Genomic DNA, 16194 nt, shown 5'->3' with positions numbered 1-16194 from the left:
TCAGGCTCCGGCTACGATCGCGGTGACGCTTTCGGATGCGACGGCCGGCTCACGCGCTGTAACCGCTGCGGCGGGCTGTCCCGCAGCCTTGAAGCTCAGCTTGACGGCCAGCTCCCCAATCGCTGCAGACACCTGCTGCGGCGTACACATACCCGCAACGAAACGATCTGGCCGCAGCAACACGACGGACTCCGGCACGCGCGAAAACCATTCCTTCAGTCGCCCCTGCACGTCGCCGATGGCGATCACGCCTTCGGGCACATCGTCATGAAAAGCCAGCTGCGTATCGGGCTTCGCGATTACGAAGCATCCACCGAGGCGCTGCCACGTTTCGCGCGCGAGCGGCGACAGCCCGAACGTGGGATCCGAACCCCAGCCGATGATCGCGAAGCGATTACCGAGCGCGTCATCCAGACGCACGACACTGCCGTCCACCGTACGCACACGGGGCTGAATGAACATGCGGCCGATCGGCGAATGACACTGCGGGTCACGGCCATACACGAGGCGGCCGAGCAGAGACTCGCGCTTCTCGCTCATCAGGCCGAGCAGCCGGCCAGGTGCGGAATGACCGGAGCGTTCCAGCACGCGCGCCAGCACGCCATGCCTGCGATTGCGCTCCGCCAGCAAGACGACACCCGTTTCGTAGCGCGGCATCGGCTTGAAACGCATCTCCACGAAGTAGCGTTTCATGGCGGGCAACACATTGAAGGTCCGCACGAAGGCGTCGCGGAATTTGATGCCGAAGCGGCTCGTCGGCGCGAAGATGTCGCCGGCCACTTCCGAGAGATGGATCATCGAGCGGGCATGCGCGCGGCGCTCCGCCGTGTACGTGTCGAGCAACGCGTCGCTCGCGAGCTGCTTGACCACCATCGCCAGCTTCCAGCCGAGATTGCTCGCGTCGCGAATCCCGCTGTTGTAACCCTGTCCTTGCCAGACCGGCATGATGTGCGCGGCGTCGCCAGCCAGTAGCACGCGGTCCACGCGGAAGGTGCTCGCGAGCCGCGCATTGTGCGTGTAGACGCGCTTGCGGATGTAGTCCACTTTCTGCGGATCGGCTACCACCTTGCGGATCAGCGCGGCCATGTTCTCAGGCTTCGACAGTTCTTCTTCGGTTTCGCCAGGCATCACCATGAATTCGAAGCGGCGAATGCCATGCGGCAACGCTGCCGACACGTAGGGCCGTTTCGGATCGCAATGCATGTAGACGTGCGGCGAGCCGATCGGATCGTTGCGTACGTCCACCACAATCCATTGATTCGGCTTCGTGCGTCCCTCGAACGGCACGTTGAGCATGCGGCGCACCAAGCTGTTTCCGCCGTCCGCGCCGATCATGTACGACGCGCGCACTGTGCGGCGGCGGCCTTTCTGATCTTCCGCTTCAATCGTCATGCCGGCCGGGTCCTGCGTGAATGCGCTCACGCTCGTGCCGAACAACACCTCGACATGCGGGAAACGGCGCAGCCCTTCATACAACACGCGATCGGCGAGCGGTTGAATGAATGCATTGCGGCGCGACCAGCCGAACTCGTCGGTGCGTGGTTCGATCGACGCAAAGCAATGACCCGTGTGCGTGACAAAACGCATCCAGTGGTCGGGCGTGGTGTGCGGCAACAGGACGTCGGCGAGGCCGACCGACTGGAACACGCGTAACGCTTCGTCGTCGAGACCAATGGCGCGCGGATAGTCGATGATCTGTTCGAGCTTTTCCAGCAGCACCACGCGAACGCCTTGCAAGCCCAGGTAATTGGCAATCATCAGACCGACCGGGCCGGCGCCGACAATCGCCACATCGGCTGACACGGTTTCGCAGCGGCCGCAGGCGGCTGCCGGATCATTGGCTGGGAGCATACTGTCTCCTTTCTCGCGAGCGGCGCAGCGCGCCGTCGCTTCAGATAGCGGACTTGTTTGAAATATCCACGGAGAGCACGGTGTGACGATTGCGTATCGCCGTGGCGAAAAAATCGCTCACGAGATGCGGCATCTCGTGTCTCCTTGAATCGTTGATTTGCTCGCAGTCTATGGCTCGTGCCGTGTCGCCTCAACAATTTGTGAAAAATGTGCATAGAATGCACATAATTGATTCAATGAGGTTTTTCGGTGACCAAATACACGAGCGTGCGGGGTCTCGCGCGCGGCCTGCAGGTACTGCAGGCGCTCAATTCAATGGAAAGCGGCCGCGCCACCAGCCAACAGATCAGCGACCTCACTGGCTTGCATCGCACCACGGTGCGGCGCCTGCTGGAGACGCTGATGGAAGAAGGTTTCGTGCGACGCAGTGCGTCGGACGACAGCTTTCGTTTGACACTTCAGGTGCGCTCATTGAGCGAAGGTTTTACAGATGACGAACGAATCGCGACGATCGCGCCGCCCATCATGGGACGGCTTTTGCAGCGCGTAGCGTGGCCGTCGGATCTGACCACACCGGACGGCGACGCCATGATCATCCGCGAGACTACGCACCGCTTCAGTCCGCTGTCGTTTCACCGTTCGATGGTTGGGCGGCGCCTACCGATTCTGCTCACGGCCGCCGGTCGTGCTTACTTCGCGATGTGCCCCGAGGGCGAACGAGAGGACATTCTCGAATTGTTGCGCTCGGGCGCGGGCGGTGAAGAGCAGAAGGCGCTCGCCTCCAATGACGCTTTGATCAAAAGCCTGGTCAAGCGGGTACGCGCGGACGGCTTCGGCTCCAATCACGGCGACTGGGCTGCGCAAAGCAAGATCGGTGCGGTTGCCGTCGCGATCGTCTCGCATGAGCGTGTGCTGGCGAGTCTGAATGTGGTGTTCCTTTCGCGAGCGGTCACGCTCGCGGAGGCCAAACGGCGTTACGTGCCCGAACTTCAAACCGCGGTGCGCGAGATGGTTGATGTGCTCCAGTCGCAGGATGAGTTGTGTGGGAAGAAGCAGGAGTGAGAAACGTTGCGCCCTGGTCGCGGCGATAGAATTCGCCGACGCATGACATCGTCGCACTGCCGTCGGAGATTATGTTCGTAGCCGGGCTACTTTGGGTGACACGCATCGCCTGTGCGCTCGGCACGGACCTACAGGGCCACCTCGCCACAGTGCTCTTTCGTCCCCGCTCCCGATCCCTCCGGCGCACTGTGCCACTCGACGGTGACACCAGAAGTCATTCCGTTGCAACCGTAGCAGCGAGGTTTCGCAACCTCTTCCGCCGATAGAAAACGGACCCAGCCACACTGGTCGAGTGCAGCAGCGATAAGCACGCGTGTCAGGCTTGGACGCTGGAGAGCACAAGCGAATCGTCGAGCTGCTATGCCCTCACACTCAACACGGCCCGCGATAGCTTCGAACCTGCGCACCTCTTCCAGCGGCACCGCCGTGACTACTGTGCCGTCAATTGCGAGACGCAGGTGCTTCGCTCCACCACGGTGTTGGGTTCCCGCAAACCACCCAACGTGGAACTGGTCGTTTTCAAAGTGGAGTTGACCCGGTTTCGTGGATACCGATCCTTTGGAATAGGAGGTGCCCACCATGGCGAAGCATCGCACCCCGTACCCGGCGGAATTCCGGGCCCAGATGGTCGAGCTGGTGAAGGCCGGGCGAACACCCGAGGACCTGGAGAAGGAGTTCGAGCCGACTGCGCAGACCATCTACAACTGGGTGGCCCAGGCCGACCGTGACGCAGGCAGACGGCACGACGGACTGACCACGGCCGAGCGCGAGGAACTGACGCGCTTGCGCCGCAAGGTTCGCCAGCTCGAGGTTGAGCGGGATATCTTGTCAAAAGCGGCGGCCTGGTTCGCCCGGGAGACCGGGACCGTGCCCGACGAGGGTTCGAGTTCATGAAAGCGAATCAGGCCACCTGGCCCGTTACCACCATGGCGCGGCTGCTAAAGGTCTCCACCAGCGGCTTTTATGCGTGGCTTGGACGCGGACCATCGAAACGGGCACGCAGCGATGCAGATCTGCTGGCGCGCATTCATGCAATTCACACGAGCTCGCGCGGCACCTATGGGATGCCTCGCATTTACGCCGAACTGGTCCACCAGGGCGTTCATGTGGGGCGCAAGCGGGTCGCCCGCCTGATGCGTATTGCGGGTCTGTGCGGCGTGAGCCGGCGGCGCTGGATCACCACCACGCGGCGCCAGCCCGATGCGCGGCCGGCCTCCGACCTGGTACAACGCCACTTTAGCGCCGACGCGCCAGACCGGCTGTGGGTCGCCGACGCGACCTATGTACCGACTGGCGAAGGGTTTCTGTATCTGGCCGTGGTGCTGGATGTGTTCAGCCGTCGTATTGTGGGCTGGTCGATGTCATGTCATCTGTACACCGAATTGATGCTGCGGGCACTGGACATGGCGTTGTCGCAACGCCGTCCCGACGGTGTCATCCACCATTCCGATCAGGGGTGCCAATACACGTCCATTGCCTTCGGCCGCCGCTGCCGTGAGGCTGGCGTGCGTCCGTCCATGGGCAGCGTTGGCGACTGCTTCGACAACGCCATGTGCGAAGCCTTCTTCGCCACACTTGAATGTGAATTGCTTGCGCGCTCGCACTTCGCCACGCATGAACAGGCGCGGCGCGAGATCTTTCACTTCCTGGAGGCGTGGTACAACCCGCTTCGCCTTCATAGCGGGCTTGGCTATCGCTCGCCGATCATTTACGAACAGCTGCATGCAGCACAAAAGCCCACCTCATCGGCATGCGAGTTGCCCACCGCCGGCCGGCGTCGTGGTCGTGACAGGCGACCCGCCGACCGGCCGTGGACAACTCGCAGCAGCTCTTCAAACGGAGATAACTATCCTCTCAAAATTCAACTACGTAACCGTCCACTGAAGCGGGTCATCCCCACACCGACTGTTTGCCGGATGCGCGGTCGAGGCAAGTGATCGGGGACGCGTTGGCTTGGGCCGACGCCAATCCGCGTGAACTTTCATACAACGTGTCCAGCAAGAAAGACATGCTTCAAGTGACCCCGAATGTAGTCGCGTTTCAGGCCGTGATGCACGGAATTGCTGACCGCCTAAAGGCCACAGAGACGCGGGCCTCGCGCATCGTAGTCGACCAGCAGTCACAGTTCAACAAGGCGCAGCGTACACTCGCCGAGTTCTATCGCGATGCCCGTGGGTTCAAGGCGTCGTTGGGACCGGGGCTGCCACTCGTGGATCATACGCATGCTCCAGAGGTACCAATCGAATTCTCGACCAGCACCGACAAGCTGCAGACTCGAACTCGTCGATTTGCATTTGTGGGTATTCAAACGGGCGATGGAAGGCGCCAAACTTCCACCGGAATTGAGCGCCCTCGTATATGCACATATGCACCGAACTAGAACCGACGAGATCTCGCTAAGGGCTATCGAGCATCGGTGGTCTAAGTGGTTTGACCAGCTTCCGGAGCTTAAATAGATGTCTCCCGAAAAAGTCGAGCGCGGGAGGGAGATCCTCCAAATCGACGAAAAGCGGCGGCTCAAGGCTGTCATGGGCACGCTCCAGAACGGAACTGTCTGAATTTATGTGCAATGGGCATCAAAAGATCGACGCTTGTGTGGTGCCGAGCCATGGGCAGCCACGCTAACGATTCCGGCGTGTCACGCTCCCGTTTGGTGTTCGGCACAACATCGATTGGCTGATTTGAGGGAGGTAGCCTTTTCATATCAAGGACTCCCCGGGTCGCTTACACCGCGGCCTTCGTCGTCTTGATCGAATACGGATTGAAGCGCACAACCTCGTCACCGATCCACTCTTTGATCTGTGCAAATCGACGTTGCAACGGCCGATTTCATTCCACGCGAACACCTCGGCGGCCGTGCCGTCCGCCCCGAAACCGCCGGTATTGCTCGCGACGATCCCCATAAGCTGCGGAGGGATACGATGCGCCGCGAGCAAGTCGTCGCGCGTCACATTCTCGATGTTGAAAAACTCGTCCTTCGCCGCGACCTCGGAAACGTGAATGAACTGCATTCCGTCGACGTCGAGGCGCGTAAGCTATGCCGCGTCGTACTCGTGCTTCGGGCCGGAGAACTTTGAATTCTTCGATCGAGCTGGCTTGGGGCTCTTTGCACGCACTACCTTAGCTGCGCATCTTTAGTACCCGGGCCAACGCATGATGGCTTACCCCCTGATTGCCATTCCACGCGGCTTCACTCTGAAAGCCGTTGCGCCAGCATCGTGTTGTGTTCTCGCACGCCTCCGGAGATGCAGAACACGTCTATCAAGAGCCACACGTATAGCGCCAGCAACAGGAACACGCCGATGTAGGCGAACGCCGTGGTCCAACCGAAGATAAAAAGCAGCAGTTGAAGGACAGCAGTGCCGGTGAAGCCGAGATAAAACCGGTGCGCGCCAAGGCTACCGAGAAAGAGCCAAAGCAGAAAGGCCACCACGCCACTCTTTTTCTGAGCGTCGTACATCATCATGCTGCGTGTCGAGTCGTTCATTTTCAGAATTTCCGAAAGGTTTTGGGGGGAACGAGGGGGCAATCACGTCGGAGTGCGACGCGGGCTGTGTTCTACTGCGGGCCATGCGAGGACCAACTGCGTTGAGTCGTCAACGATCGAAGCGCAACCACAGGGGACAGCAGTCCCTGCACCACCCATTTCGATTCCATAGATTTCGCCGTTTTTTTGTGCCGGCCTCTTGGATAGGCCGTCTCTTCGCTATCAAGGAGCGATTTGCTATGCGGCTATTGCTTGTCCGCTGATTCCGTCTTCACTGAGTCGCCGCGCAGAGCACACAGGCACTAAGCATGCCATCACCTTCAAGCCGCTGTCGCCATTGGCCAACGGCCTGGAAAGGTTTTGGGACACGCAGATGCGGTGTCGAAGTGATTCAGGTTTGAACGGCGATCATCGATAACGAAACGATTTCCTCGTTCGTCTCGCACGCGCAGTCTTTTCTTGTAGTCCCGTTCTTGCAGAATGTAGTAGCGCTGTGGTGCCGCTTATGCGGAGCCCGCCGCACGTCGAAGGATCTGTGGGGTGTCGTCACACGAGTATTTGCGCCAATGCAGGCTTTCTTAGCGGTCCGGATTGTCACAAAACTGAACTTTACGTCCCCACGGCGGGTCGCTGCGGCGCGCCCATACGCGAAGTCAGGACACGCCGGTCTGCTGGTCCAGTTGACGTAGTACGCCGTCAACGCCATATGAGCCACCATATCGAGCGGGAGTTTCGCCTCGCCGTTTCTATTGCCCATGCCTTCGGCCCGAGTGCGCCGGTAGCGAGTGACCTGCTTGCGTGGCCCGGCAAACAGACGGCGAAAAAGATGCCGCCGCACGTGACATGCAGCGGCATTCACAAGCCGCAAGTAACGGGAATCACCGTTGCTTACTACATCGATAACGGCAAGGGCGGCGAAATCTGAACCCGCCTGAACCCTACAGGACCCACCTATCCGTGAAGTGCCTGGGCACGCCGAGCAGGAAGCGCGTCACGCCGTCGGCCATGCTCACCGGCGGAGTCAGGGGTGTGCTCAGCGCGCCATCGCCGGCGTTGCTGCGAACTGCGCGCTGGCATACGAAGTGCCGATCGGGCGGTGTGCGGGGACGACGGCTGGCGGTTCGGCGTCCAGCCAGACCCGGGTGATGGTGGCCTCTGGCCAGCGACGTGCAACGAAACACTCGATCTCTGGCCGGCCCGAGCGCAGGTCAATGTCGCGGCGTTGCCGTTTGCCGTGCAGATCGATTTCTACGTGTGCCCCGCGCAGGCCGTTCCACTTGACCGGCGGCGCACCTTTTGCGTTTTTACCGGGTAGAAGCTCCCTCTCAGGGTTGTAGCAGGACACGGACAGCGTGTGGCTTCTAACCAGCCGGAAGCGCCCGAGCAGACGCGTGGCAGCAGTTGTGCCGTTGCGCCCGCATCGCACGCAGGCAAGTGGAGCGCGGGTTTCCTGGCGGGAGACGCCGCGCATCAGATCCGACGTCGCATGGTCGGCGCCAGCGCATCCTGTCGGCTGGTCGGACAACCCACGCACGCGAGGCAAGTCACCCCCTGAAGTTCCGGGCGCATGTGGTCGCCGATAGCGTAGCTCGCAGGGGAATGCATTGGAACATCCCTCCGTTTTCAAGGAATTTCGCTGTATCGACTTCCATGCCGAGAGCGTGCTGTCACGACCTCTCGCGCGGCGCGGGTCGTGACGGCATGCTGGAAACCAGTCTGCGGCCACGCGGATTCATGAAGGATCACCCATGCCCATGTCAAGCCAGTCACCACCGGACCGAAACGGCATCAGCCGGATGCGGGCCGTGATTCGACGGACAGGCCTGTCGAAAACCAGCCTCAGCCGGCCGATCAAAATTGGCGCGTTTCCGTCACCCGTTCGCCTATCCCACCATTGCATCGGATTTCGGGATTCAGAAGTCGATCACTGGATCGCAACGCGCCCTCGCACGAAGGAGATACACACATGAACCAGCACCCGAAAGCGCAGCTGTACGTGAAGAATCCCGAGCCGCCGATCTCGGCGTACACGCCAGCGCAGCTGAGGCAGGCCGTTCTTGCCAAAGCGATGTCGGCACTGTCGGCGAAACGCATCACGGGAGCAGAAGCAACGGCGATCGAGGTAGCGCTGAGCAGGGATCTCGCCCCGCAAAAGGAGATTCTGCAGCGCATTTTCGGGAGCGAGCTGCTCTCGAAATCACTGGGTGGCCAATGACAGCGTGCTGTCGGCGCACGCGCGAGCCATCCGGCACCGATCAGGACCACGCGGGACTTCGGTACCCGAAAACATCACGGAGCGTTTGACCGACTGGTGAGAGAGCTGGCGATGCAATCGCGGAGGAACCGTTGAGAACCCAACTGGAAAACGCGCGGCAGCAACTGCATCGGGCGCTGGCGAGCGGAGTCGATACAACCACTTTGCATGCCGAACTGCGACAGCTTGAGGCTAGGGCCGTCCGCATCGCCAGCGACAAGGCTCGCGCCGCTCAGGCCGCGGCTGGCTCAGCCGCTGCGCGGATCAGCGCCGAGGCCCAACGTATCGTCGGCGATGCCGATGAGCGGCAGGGAAACCGGCTCTTCCGATTGACATTGAGGATCTCTGATGATGACGATGAGTCAACAAGCACACCGGCTGGCGAGCGCCCGCGCAACGCTGCAGACCGTTGTACCCGCTACCTGGAATGCATCCCCCTCGGTTCAATAAGATATCCTATATATAGTTATAACGTCGATAGACCGGCTATTTGCACCAGATCCGTCATACACTCTCGCAAGGAGATGTGGAGGAAGTTGATCGACGATTCGCTGGCAGCCGTGACAAATTACTGCTCATAGAAGGGGGCAGCAGCGCAGCAATGCACTGCTGCTACCCGACCATGACCATCGGGCGATCAAGCGACGCACGCGACCCGTGCTGGGATTCAAAACTTTTCGCTGTGCACAGATCCTTCTGGGCGGCATCGAACTGATGCACGTGATCGCCAAAGGACAGATGAAGTGTGCTCGAGTTTATCATCCGTCCGCCGCTGATCAATTTTACGATCTCGAAATGTAAGCAATACTTTGCATATCGAATTCACTCGCTTCTTGACCACTACTGCGACAAAACCATTTCCGTTCGCGCTCAGCGCGCCCCTCCCGGCCCGTACTTGGGCTCTCCCGTGTATTCAGGCGACTCCGGCGGCCCATCCGGCTCGGCCGACAAGCGGCCAGGCGTATCGTCAACGTTCGGCTCGGAGCACTTCTCGGCCAGAGAAGTCAGCAGACCCATACTGATGGCGACCAGAACCAGTTCCGTCAGATTGGCGATATTGAGCTTGTGCATCATGCTGGCTCGATACTTCTCGATCGTCTTCGGGCTGAGATTCAAGTACTGCCCGACCTGCCGGTTGGTACGCCCTTCGGCGATCAGCTTCAGCACACTGCGCTCCCGCGCCGTCAGAACGTCCCACGCCTTCTTTGGCGCAGGCGCTTCGCGGCCCGTGACGAACGAGTCGACCATGTACCCGTACACGTCGGCGCTCAGATGCTTCTTCCCCTGCATCACCATGCGCATGGCGGCCAGGAGTTCATCGAACGAGACATCTTTCAGCACGTAACCCTCGACGCCGGCGCGTAGCGCCTCACGCACATACTCTTCGCTCTGGTGAACCGTGAGCACCACGATTCGTACGTTCGGCGATCGTCGTTTGATCGCCGCGCTGGCATCGATTCCGTTCATGCCTCGCATCGACAGATCCATCAGCATCAGATCGGGATTCAGCGTCATCGCCATTTGACAGGCTTCCTTGCCGTCCCTCGCTTCACCGATGACGTCATAGCCCCCTTGCGCTGAAAGCATCGAGCGCAGACCGTTTCGTAGCAGATCGTGGTCTTCGGCGATCACGACGCGGCAGTTGCTATTCATGTTTTTACCCCTGGCAGCCAGGAACCGGTCGCGACAAGGCCGTGCCGCCGTTAAACGGCGCCCACCGCATGTCTCGTCTTATTTACATCCCTTATCTTCGAATTCCTAACCTTCTCTTTCACTTGCCAGGCAGCCACACTGCGTTCGCCCCCCGTCGAAAGGTTCGCGCCATGTCCTGCGAGCCAGTATTGATCTGTATGCGAAATTCATACGACATTTGAAATGGCCGGAAAAAGCTACGTGCATTTTTCAAATTTGAACCGATTTGCTCCGGACTGGAGGTTAGTAGCAGTACCGATGGAGTAGACATTACACGCGAATTGGCCAACGAGAAGGGATTCGCTGATTGTCGGTCAGAATCACACTTTGGCATAGTTGAAGTCGTATTATTTTGAGGGCGGCGCATGCGGAGTTTCCGCCACTTTGTATTGCATCATGTCAGGAGCGTTTGCGACCGGAACAAGATTTTTATCGGTTTCCGGTTTCGCGTCGTTCGCCGATACCTTCGGCACGTCAATATCGCATGGGGCCTTCGTCGTCGCAGCAGCAGCGCGGAACGAATCATCCTGACACATGATGTTGAAAGAAATGTCCTTGCGGTCCATCCGCCAGGCAACTGCAGCGTTCAGACGGCGATTACAATCCTGATCCTTGATGGTGGCCGCACCCGTGGCACCGACGCCGACAACCGACACAGCGGCGGACACTGAACCCCAACACGTTTCGGTCACCGATGCGGTAAGCGATGGGGCGTATACAGTCGGTGCGCTCTTTACCGTGTAGCTGCCGGTATAGCCGACTTCCGATTGAGTCGGAACTTGCTGCGCGTTTGCGACTCCGCTAGGATTTGACCCAGCACCGGTGCCGACGTTCACATTCACCTGGTTTGCCAGTTGAGCGGTCGATTGCGTACCGTTGGTGATGGTACCAGTCGCTTGGGCCATTGCGCCCCCGCTCAATAGCATCATGCCAACGACAATAGCGTATTTCATCATCAGGTCTCCGTTGTTTTGAGAGGCGGGGTCATCCCCCGCCTTACACGCGCAGATCAGTTACTGCCCGCGATTTACCAAGGTTGGAAACCTTGACCCGACGTCGCCGAATTGGACGAGCCGAAGCCGCCAACGCCAGCACCCACTTCGCCGACCCAGCCGTCCGCTTTTGCCGTCGCATTGCCGTTCGCGCTAACCCAGCCACCCTGATTCGAACCGTAGCCCGAAGCGCTGTAAATGCTCGAGCCGAAGTCCTGCGAACCCGTGCTGCTAGCGACCGAGAATCCGCTGTTGGTGAAGTTGTTCAACCCGTTCGACGCCGACGACGTGTTGTTCCCGTTGCCTTCGTTTGTATTCGCGGTGTTGCTCGTGTTGGTGAAGCCCGCATTCGTGCCGAAGGTGACTGACGTGTTGGCGAAGCTTTGATTACCCGCGTTGAAGGTACCCGCGTTTGAGCCGGGGCCATTGAGCGATGCGGCATAACCGCCATTCACCGTCGAAGACGAGTTGTTGGTCACGCCGAAACCGGCAACCCCCAACGCGCCACCGATACCGCCGGTCGCATTGGCAGTAGACGAGGTAGTGACCGGAGTCGGTGCCGGGGGCATGCCGCCGCCCGCGACAGCGCCAAATGAGATTGCAAGTGCTGCGACGCCGAGTGCGATTTGCTTCTTCATGATGAAAATACCTAAAAAATGAGCGCCGAGAATATGGTCGAGGTCGCGCTCATACACCCCGTAGTACTCCTTTTCAATGCGCGACAGGCTCCACGTGTTTGCAACCAAGCCAAGTGACTACCAATCACGCACAGTAGCTATTGTTAAATCAGGTACGCCACCCTAATTGACCAGCATATAAAACCTATGTTCGATGAGTAACAAAGCTAAATAATTAGTACTACGTTGCATGCGTAATTATTCAGCTACTGGACTGCGGCGCAAGCATCTTTCGCGGCGCGCAGGCAGTGCGGCGGTAACTTTCAATGGCAGTGCGACGACGAAATCCAAGACACGACTACGCTCACGCCGGCGCCCAGGACCGGAAGCCTTCAGGCACGGCGCGCTCCTGGAGCGTCGGTTGACCGCTCGCTCCTTCGAGGCATCGCCGCCGTCACCCGCACAACAGGTAAGACTGCGCGTCCGGCTGCGACCGAGGCGAACTGCCGACGAGTCTCGTTGTTTGATGTAGAAAATGGAAGATTGCCGCGTCCGTCGTTTCGTCAGTGGCGTTGCCGACGCGAGCGATCTTGCAGTGGCGGCGTACCTGAATGGACCAGGAGCCAAACACATCCTCGTGATACCTGCACAGCAGGCGGCGACCAAACGATATTGCTGGCGCCGAAGATTGGCCGAGCCGTGACCCGTCTCTTGCCGTTTTTGTTTTCACCTCGTGTTTCCTTTTTTGTGATTTTTGTCGCGCAGACGCCTCTTTCGGCGCCCGGCTTTCCTTAGCAGGAAGCGCGCCATCTCAGCGTCAGTAAAGGCTTGCTTTCGTTTTGCGCAGACGATCCTGGCTGATTGCGTGGATAACGTTTCAGAATTGCAACACCGTTGCGGGAGACGGCGCCTAACCGGCGCTGTTTTGGTCAATGGGCGAAATTAAGTGTGCATGCACCAACCTCGCGCCAGGGACCGAGCTCCGCCCCTTTTCTTCTTTACCGCCATGTAATCGATGAATAACAGCGAGGTAGCGGTGAGGATGTTTCATTGTTGCAGTCGCGATACATCGCAACGATCCGGGGGAGCGGACAAAAATTGGGGGAGTCCGCCACTTTGTACTAATCTGCCGCTGGCATCCGTGAGCCGAGGTGACAAATGGATATGCATTGGACGATTTACCTGCAGCGGGACGGTGCCGATGAGAAAGTGCCGTTAGCCAGGTTTCAGCGCCCGCTCGAAGGAGCTGCGCAGGGTGACTTGGGTTATTGATGTCCGAGGGAAAACGCCTGCGTTCCAGCCTTCAACACGTAGTGGCCCAGGACCAGATCCATGCCTGCGACGCCCAGCGTCGACGCTGCAGGCATTGCGGGCCTCATATCCGCTTCTTGTTCATCGGCTCGCAGTTTCGCTCCACGCTTCCTCCCCACACCCGGTCTCCCTCATGCAGTTGCGCTTCGCTTCGTTCGCTGTGGTCAACTTACGGTGGGACTTGCACCCACTGGGGCGCGCCCATGCTGGGCGCACTGTAAAAAAGGCCGCAGACATTGCTGCGGCCCGAAACACACACGTCGCGCAAGGAGCGCCGACGTTCGTTCCATCGTACACATCTGCCTTTCTGACGCAATCAGGTATTTCATCTGAGTATGTGCGAGAGGACGCAGGGCTGCATCGACCGTGGGCCTATAGGCCTTCACCCAACGCCGATCAGTCGGGCTTCGCGTAGTCGTGCCTGCTGCCCTCGTCCTTGCACGCCCAAAGCCACGCCACGACGAACACGCCGAGACTGGCGCCCAAGGACGTCCCTATTGCCAAGCCAAGCAAGAATTCCATCGCTTCCGCCAGTTTTGTGTGATTGCCAAACTGTGCACGAGCGTGGGTGGGTGATCGTCTGCCTGCATAGTGGATCGGCAGCATGAGATAGATGCGCTTCATGATCACTTTTCCGGTCGTGGCCAGCGGGCATCGAAGCCCATGATTTCATTCTCGTACACTTCGACACAGCCTCGAAGTAGGAAGGCTCGCGGAAAAGGATGGGTAAAGACCCGCAAACGTCTTTGGCCACGGCTGCTGCCAACTCCGCCTCGAGTCACCGATGCGCGTAATCATTCTTCCTACCGCTTGCCGTGGCTGTGCAGCCCCGAAGGGTACATGCGGAGGTCATAACTGGCGATCGGTTCTTTGCGTTGCGTCAATAAATGTGTCTGCGTCGACGCATGCTGACATCCGTTCGGCCTTGGCAGACAAGCGTTTGCAGGCGCAAATTAAACGTGTCACCGGGCGATGGAAAGCCGGTGGGAGTGACTCCGGTCAGCGTTGGGGCGTCCACCTCGGCTCGACTGACTGCGCGGCCGTGCGTCGCGAGCGCGAGGCGGCTCGGTCGCACAGTGCGCTCAGCTCACACAAAACATATTCCGATGCGGATCGGTACCGGAGCCCGTACACATATGAACGTCTCAATATTGAGCCAGCTCGGGCGGTGCGCTGGCCCGTCACCGCAAAGTGCATTCCTGTGACCGCTCTATGTCTTTCTTTCAATTCCATGTCGCCGTACTCATAGGTCTCGCGGCCGGCTGCTTCAAGTGCAATGGGATTTGCGTATTGTCAGGATTGGGCTCACTTCCGTTGCGTAGCAAACATACTCCAACTTCATTCGCCGGCTCGCAATTGCCTCGCCGCATCGTGTTTGCCACGCCAAGGAGTCTTGCACACCAATGTCGCAAGAGGCGCTGTTTCAGCGAGGAAACGTTTCGGAACTTAAGCGTATTCGCCGCAAGCGCCTTGGCGCAGGCAACCGATATCAGGCGTGAATCTTCAGCGAATGGCACGACTCTCGCATAGCGTCCTTGCGCGGTTAGACGAACATACTGCGGCGCGATAACGCCGCATGTCATGTGCCGCTCCGCGTGCCCGGGTTCATCCAGATAATCAACAGGAGTCAAGACATGAGTGTCCTGCGCCCTCCGCTTAACTCGGTGTGGGAGAACGACGAGGGAGACCGACTTGTCGTGATCGGGCTGAGCAGACTATTCACCGAAAAGGAAACGACAGCGGCCAGCATCATCGCATGGCGCGAACAGGCGCCGAAAGCCGACCGCAGGCGTGAGCTCTTTGTCGTCAGGTACGCGGAATATGCCGACGGCCATGATATAGGTTGCGAAATCGACAACGAGCAGTGGGCCGACCTGATCACATCTGCGGGTTTTCGCATGACCGGCATTGAGCGACGGGGTTGACGCTGCTGGTGCATCGGCTAACCAGGAAACCTGAGAGAAAAGCACGCGGGCAGGAAGCCCGGTGTCCAGCATTAGGGGGAAAACGCGATCAAACTTGCCCCAAGGATGCTGCCTTCGAGCGGCCGCCAACGAGCGGGGCGGCTGCCACGCTATCGGCAACGCGATTGGCGTCCGGCCGCAGTTCAGCGGTGCTGACGCGAAATGTCGTTTATACATTCAAAAACGGTAGCATGCTCGGCCACCTCAAGGGTCGTCATGGCCGAGAAGTCGGCGACAGCCAACAGTCCACGATCTTCAATGCCTTTTGTGGATCCGATAGCGGCCGGTCTTGACTTTCGGTAGGCTGACCGGGTTGGGTCGAAGAACGAAACCGCTCGCGCGGAAGGGGGCTCCGGCCAGCGTGTGTGGTTCATGGGAGGTCCGCCGCGCGGTTCCGTATGTTGGCGAATGAGGCAACCCGCCTCGTTCTCCAGCAGGAGCCCAATCATGACCTCCCCACAGGCAAACGCCAGTCCACTGCGCCAGCGCATGACCGACGACATGCGCATGCGCCAGCTTTCGCCGAAGACGCAGGACACCTATCTGCGCATCGTGCGCGAATTTGCCCGGTTTCCCGGGCGCTCACCGCACACGGCCACCGTCGAGGACCTGCGGCGCTACCAGCTGCATCTGGTCGATCACGGCACCTCGCCCGTGTCCTTGAACCACGCCATTACCGGCCTGAAGTTCTTCTTCGAGGTTACCTGGGACACGTTGTCGGGACACGTGGCGCAAAAAGAAAGCCGGCGCGAAGCCGGCTTGAAAGGATCTAGCGTCCGAGTGAGCTAGAACCTGAGAGACTTGCACTATATGCGGAGTAGCTTAAGAAACACTTACGCCCGGGACACGCTTAGAGGCCAGTTCAAAAACCCCTGAGGGGGCTGTTTACTTTCTCGGCAAGCTGTTAACCTTGGATGTCTGAACAACGGAACCCAAGGGATGGAAGCGCCGATCATTGATGACG

General features: G+C 59.4%; 12 protein-coding genes and 4 pseudogenes. 8 read left to right on the top strand and 8 right to left on the bottom strand.

Going from position 1 to position 16194, the window contains the following annotated elements; genetic code table 11:
* Positions 1–1851 carry a bifunctional 3-(3-hydroxy-phenyl)propionate/3-hydroxycinnamic acid hydroxylase gene (locus P3T25_RS32360; RefSeq protein ID WP_429360963.1) on the bottom strand — a complete coding sequence of 617 codons (1851 nt, stop codon included), beginning with the start codon at positions 1849–1851 and terminating at the stop codon, positions 1–3.
* A gap of 249 nt (positions 1852–2100) precedes the next feature.
* Here P3T25_RS32360 and P3T25_RS32355 point away from each other — a divergent pair, with 249 nt between their 5' ends.
* Positions 2101–2913, top strand: a complete 813-nt coding sequence (locus tag P3T25_RS32355) for a DNA-binding transcriptional regulator (protein ID WP_429360961.1) — start codon at positions 2101–2103, stop codon at positions 2911–2913.
* A gap of 579 nt (positions 2914–3492) precedes the next feature.
* Positions 3493–4643, top strand: a pseudogene (locus P3T25_RS32350) (IS3 family transposase); the annotation flags it as partial.
* Positions 4644–5637: 994 nt separating this feature from the next.
* On the opposite strand, the pseudogene P3T25_RS32345 reads toward P3T25_RS32350, so the two are convergent.
* Both P3T25_RS32345 and P3T25_RS32340 read right to left on the bottom strand, forming a co-directional pair.
* Positions 5638–5930 (bottom strand): annotated as a pseudogene (locus tag P3T25_RS32345) (phage portal protein); the annotation flags it as partial.
* A 173-nt stretch (positions 5931–6103) separates the two neighbouring features.
* Positions 6104–6400, bottom strand: a complete 297-nt coding sequence (locus P3T25_RS32340; RefSeq protein WP_266259031.1) for a TM2 domain-containing protein — start codon at positions 6398–6400, stop codon at positions 6104–6106.
* 706 nt (positions 6401–7106) lie between these two features.
* On the opposite strand from P3T25_RS32340, the gene P3T25_RS32335 reads away from it, so the two are divergent.
* Positions 7107–7325: a hypothetical protein gene (locus tag P3T25_RS32335; RefSeq protein WP_429360959.1), complete on the top strand. Its 219-nt coding sequence runs from the start codon at positions 7107–7109 to the stop codon at positions 7323–7325.
* A 108-nt stretch (positions 7326–7433) separates the two neighbouring features.
* Here the strand turns inward: P3T25_RS32335 and P3T25_RS32330 are convergent, their stop codons facing one another.
* Positions 7434–7925, bottom strand: a complete 492-nt coding sequence (locus P3T25_RS32330) for a hypothetical protein (RefSeq protein WP_429360957.1) — start codon at positions 7923–7925, stop codon at positions 7434–7436.
* A gap of 223 nt (positions 7926–8148) precedes the next feature.
* Here P3T25_RS32330 and P3T25_RS32325 point away from each other — a divergent pair, with 223 nt between their 5' ends.
* The 3 genes and pseudogenes from P3T25_RS32325 to P3T25_RS32315 all read left to right on the top strand — a co-directional run.
* The gene (locus tag P3T25_RS32325; RefSeq protein ID WP_429360955.1) at positions 8149–8370 is read left to right on the top strand and encodes a helix-turn-helix transcriptional regulator; all 222 of its coding nucleotides are present in this window, start codon (positions 8149–8151) and stop codon (positions 8368–8370) included.
* Positions 8367–8615 (top strand): hypothetical protein, encoded by a 249-nt coding sequence (locus P3T25_RS32320; RefSeq protein WP_429360953.1) that lies wholly within the window; start codon positions 8367–8369, stop codon positions 8613–8615. The genes P3T25_RS32325 and P3T25_RS32320 overlap by 4 nt, the downstream gene beginning before the upstream one ends.
* A gap of 657 nt (positions 8616–9272) precedes the next feature.
* A pseudogene (locus tag P3T25_RS32315) lies at positions 9273–9455 on the top strand (IS6 family transposase); the annotation flags it as partial.
* A gap of 69 nt (positions 9456–9524) precedes the next feature.
* On the opposite strand, the gene P3T25_RS32310 reads toward P3T25_RS32315, so the two are convergent.
* From P3T25_RS32310 to P3T25_RS32295, 4 genes are all read right to left on the bottom strand, one after another.
* Complete coding sequence (locus tag P3T25_RS32310; protein WP_429360951.1) at positions 9525–10307, bottom strand: response regulator; 783 nt, start codon at positions 10305–10307, stop codon at positions 9525–9527.
* A 386-nt stretch (positions 10308–10693) separates the two neighbouring features.
* Positions 10694–11302: a hypothetical protein gene (locus tag P3T25_RS32305; RefSeq protein WP_429360949.1), complete on the bottom strand. Its 609-nt coding sequence runs from the start codon at positions 11300–11302 to the stop codon at positions 10694–10696.
* A gap of 71 nt (positions 11303–11373) precedes the next feature.
* On the bottom strand, positions 11374–11976 hold the full coding sequence (locus tag P3T25_RS32300; protein WP_429360947.1) for a hypothetical protein: 603 nt from the start codon (positions 11974–11976) through the stop codon (positions 11374–11376).
* 1686 nt (positions 11977–13662) lie between these two features.
* Positions 13663–13890: a hypothetical protein gene (locus P3T25_RS32295; protein ID WP_154567571.1), complete on the bottom strand. Its 228-nt coding sequence runs from the start codon at positions 13888–13890 to the stop codon at positions 13663–13665.
* 1010 nt (positions 13891–14900) lie between these two features.
* Here P3T25_RS32295 and P3T25_RS32290 point away from each other — a divergent pair.
* Together P3T25_RS32290 and P3T25_RS32285 are read left to right on the top strand one after the other, a co-directional pair.
* Positions 14901–15191, top strand: a complete 291-nt coding sequence (locus P3T25_RS32290) for a hypothetical protein (RefSeq protein ID WP_429360945.1) — start codon at positions 14901–14903, stop codon at positions 15189–15191.
* 486 nt (positions 15192–15677) lie between these two features.
* Positions 15678–15941 (top strand): annotated as a pseudogene (locus tag P3T25_RS32285) (site-specific integrase); the annotation flags it as partial.
* Positions 15942–16194 lie beyond the last annotated feature (253 nt).

Source organism: Paraburkholderia sp. GAS32, assembly GCF_050434225.1.
GTDB classification, from domain to species: domain Bacteria; phylum Pseudomonadota; class Gammaproteobacteria; order Burkholderiales; family Burkholderiaceae; genus Paraburkholderia; species Paraburkholderia madseniana.
The sequence above is the reverse complement of the archived record's forward strand: the minus strand, read 5'-3'. Positions and strand labels throughout refer to the sequence as shown.

Excerpts from the sequence above, each read along its gene's own strand:
- P3T25_RS32360 (WP_429360963.1), bottom strand. The coding sequence starts at position 1,851 with ATGCTCCCAGCCAATGATCCGGCAGCCGCCTGCGGCCGCTGCGAAACC.
- P3T25_RS32340 (WP_266259031.1), bottom strand. The coding sequence starts at position 6,400 with ATGAACGACTCGACACGCAGCATGATGATGTACGACGCTCAGAAAAAG.
- P3T25_RS32335 (WP_429360959.1), top strand. The coding sequence starts at position 7,107 with ATGAGCCACCATATCGAGCGGGAGTTTCGCCTCGCCGTTTCTATTGCC.
- P3T25_RS32325 (WP_429360955.1), top strand. The coding sequence starts at position 8,149 with ATGCCCATGTCAAGCCAGTCACCACCGGACCGAAACGGCATCAGCCGG.
- P3T25_RS32320 (WP_429360953.1), top strand. The coding sequence starts at position 8,367 with ATGAACCAGCACCCGAAAGCGCAGCTGTACGTGAAGAATCCCGAGCCG.
- P3T25_RS32310 (WP_429360951.1), bottom strand. The coding sequence starts at position 10,307 with ATGAATAGCAACTGCCGCGTCGTGATCGCCGAAGACCACGATCTGCTA.
- P3T25_RS32305 (WP_429360949.1), bottom strand. The coding sequence starts at position 11,302 with ATGATGAAATACGCTATTGTCGTTGGCATGATGCTATTGAGCGGGGGC.
- P3T25_RS32300 (WP_429360947.1), bottom strand. The coding sequence starts at position 11,976 with ATGAAGAAGCAAATCGCACTCGGCGTCGCAGCACTTGCAATCTCATTT.
- P3T25_RS32295 (WP_154567571.1), bottom strand. The coding sequence starts at position 13,890 with ATGAAGCGCATCTATCTCATGCTGCCGATCCACTATGCAGGCAGACGA.
- P3T25_RS32290 (WP_429360945.1), top strand. The coding sequence starts at position 14,901 with ATGAGTGTCCTGCGCCCTCCGCTTAACTCGGTGTGGGAGAACGACGAG.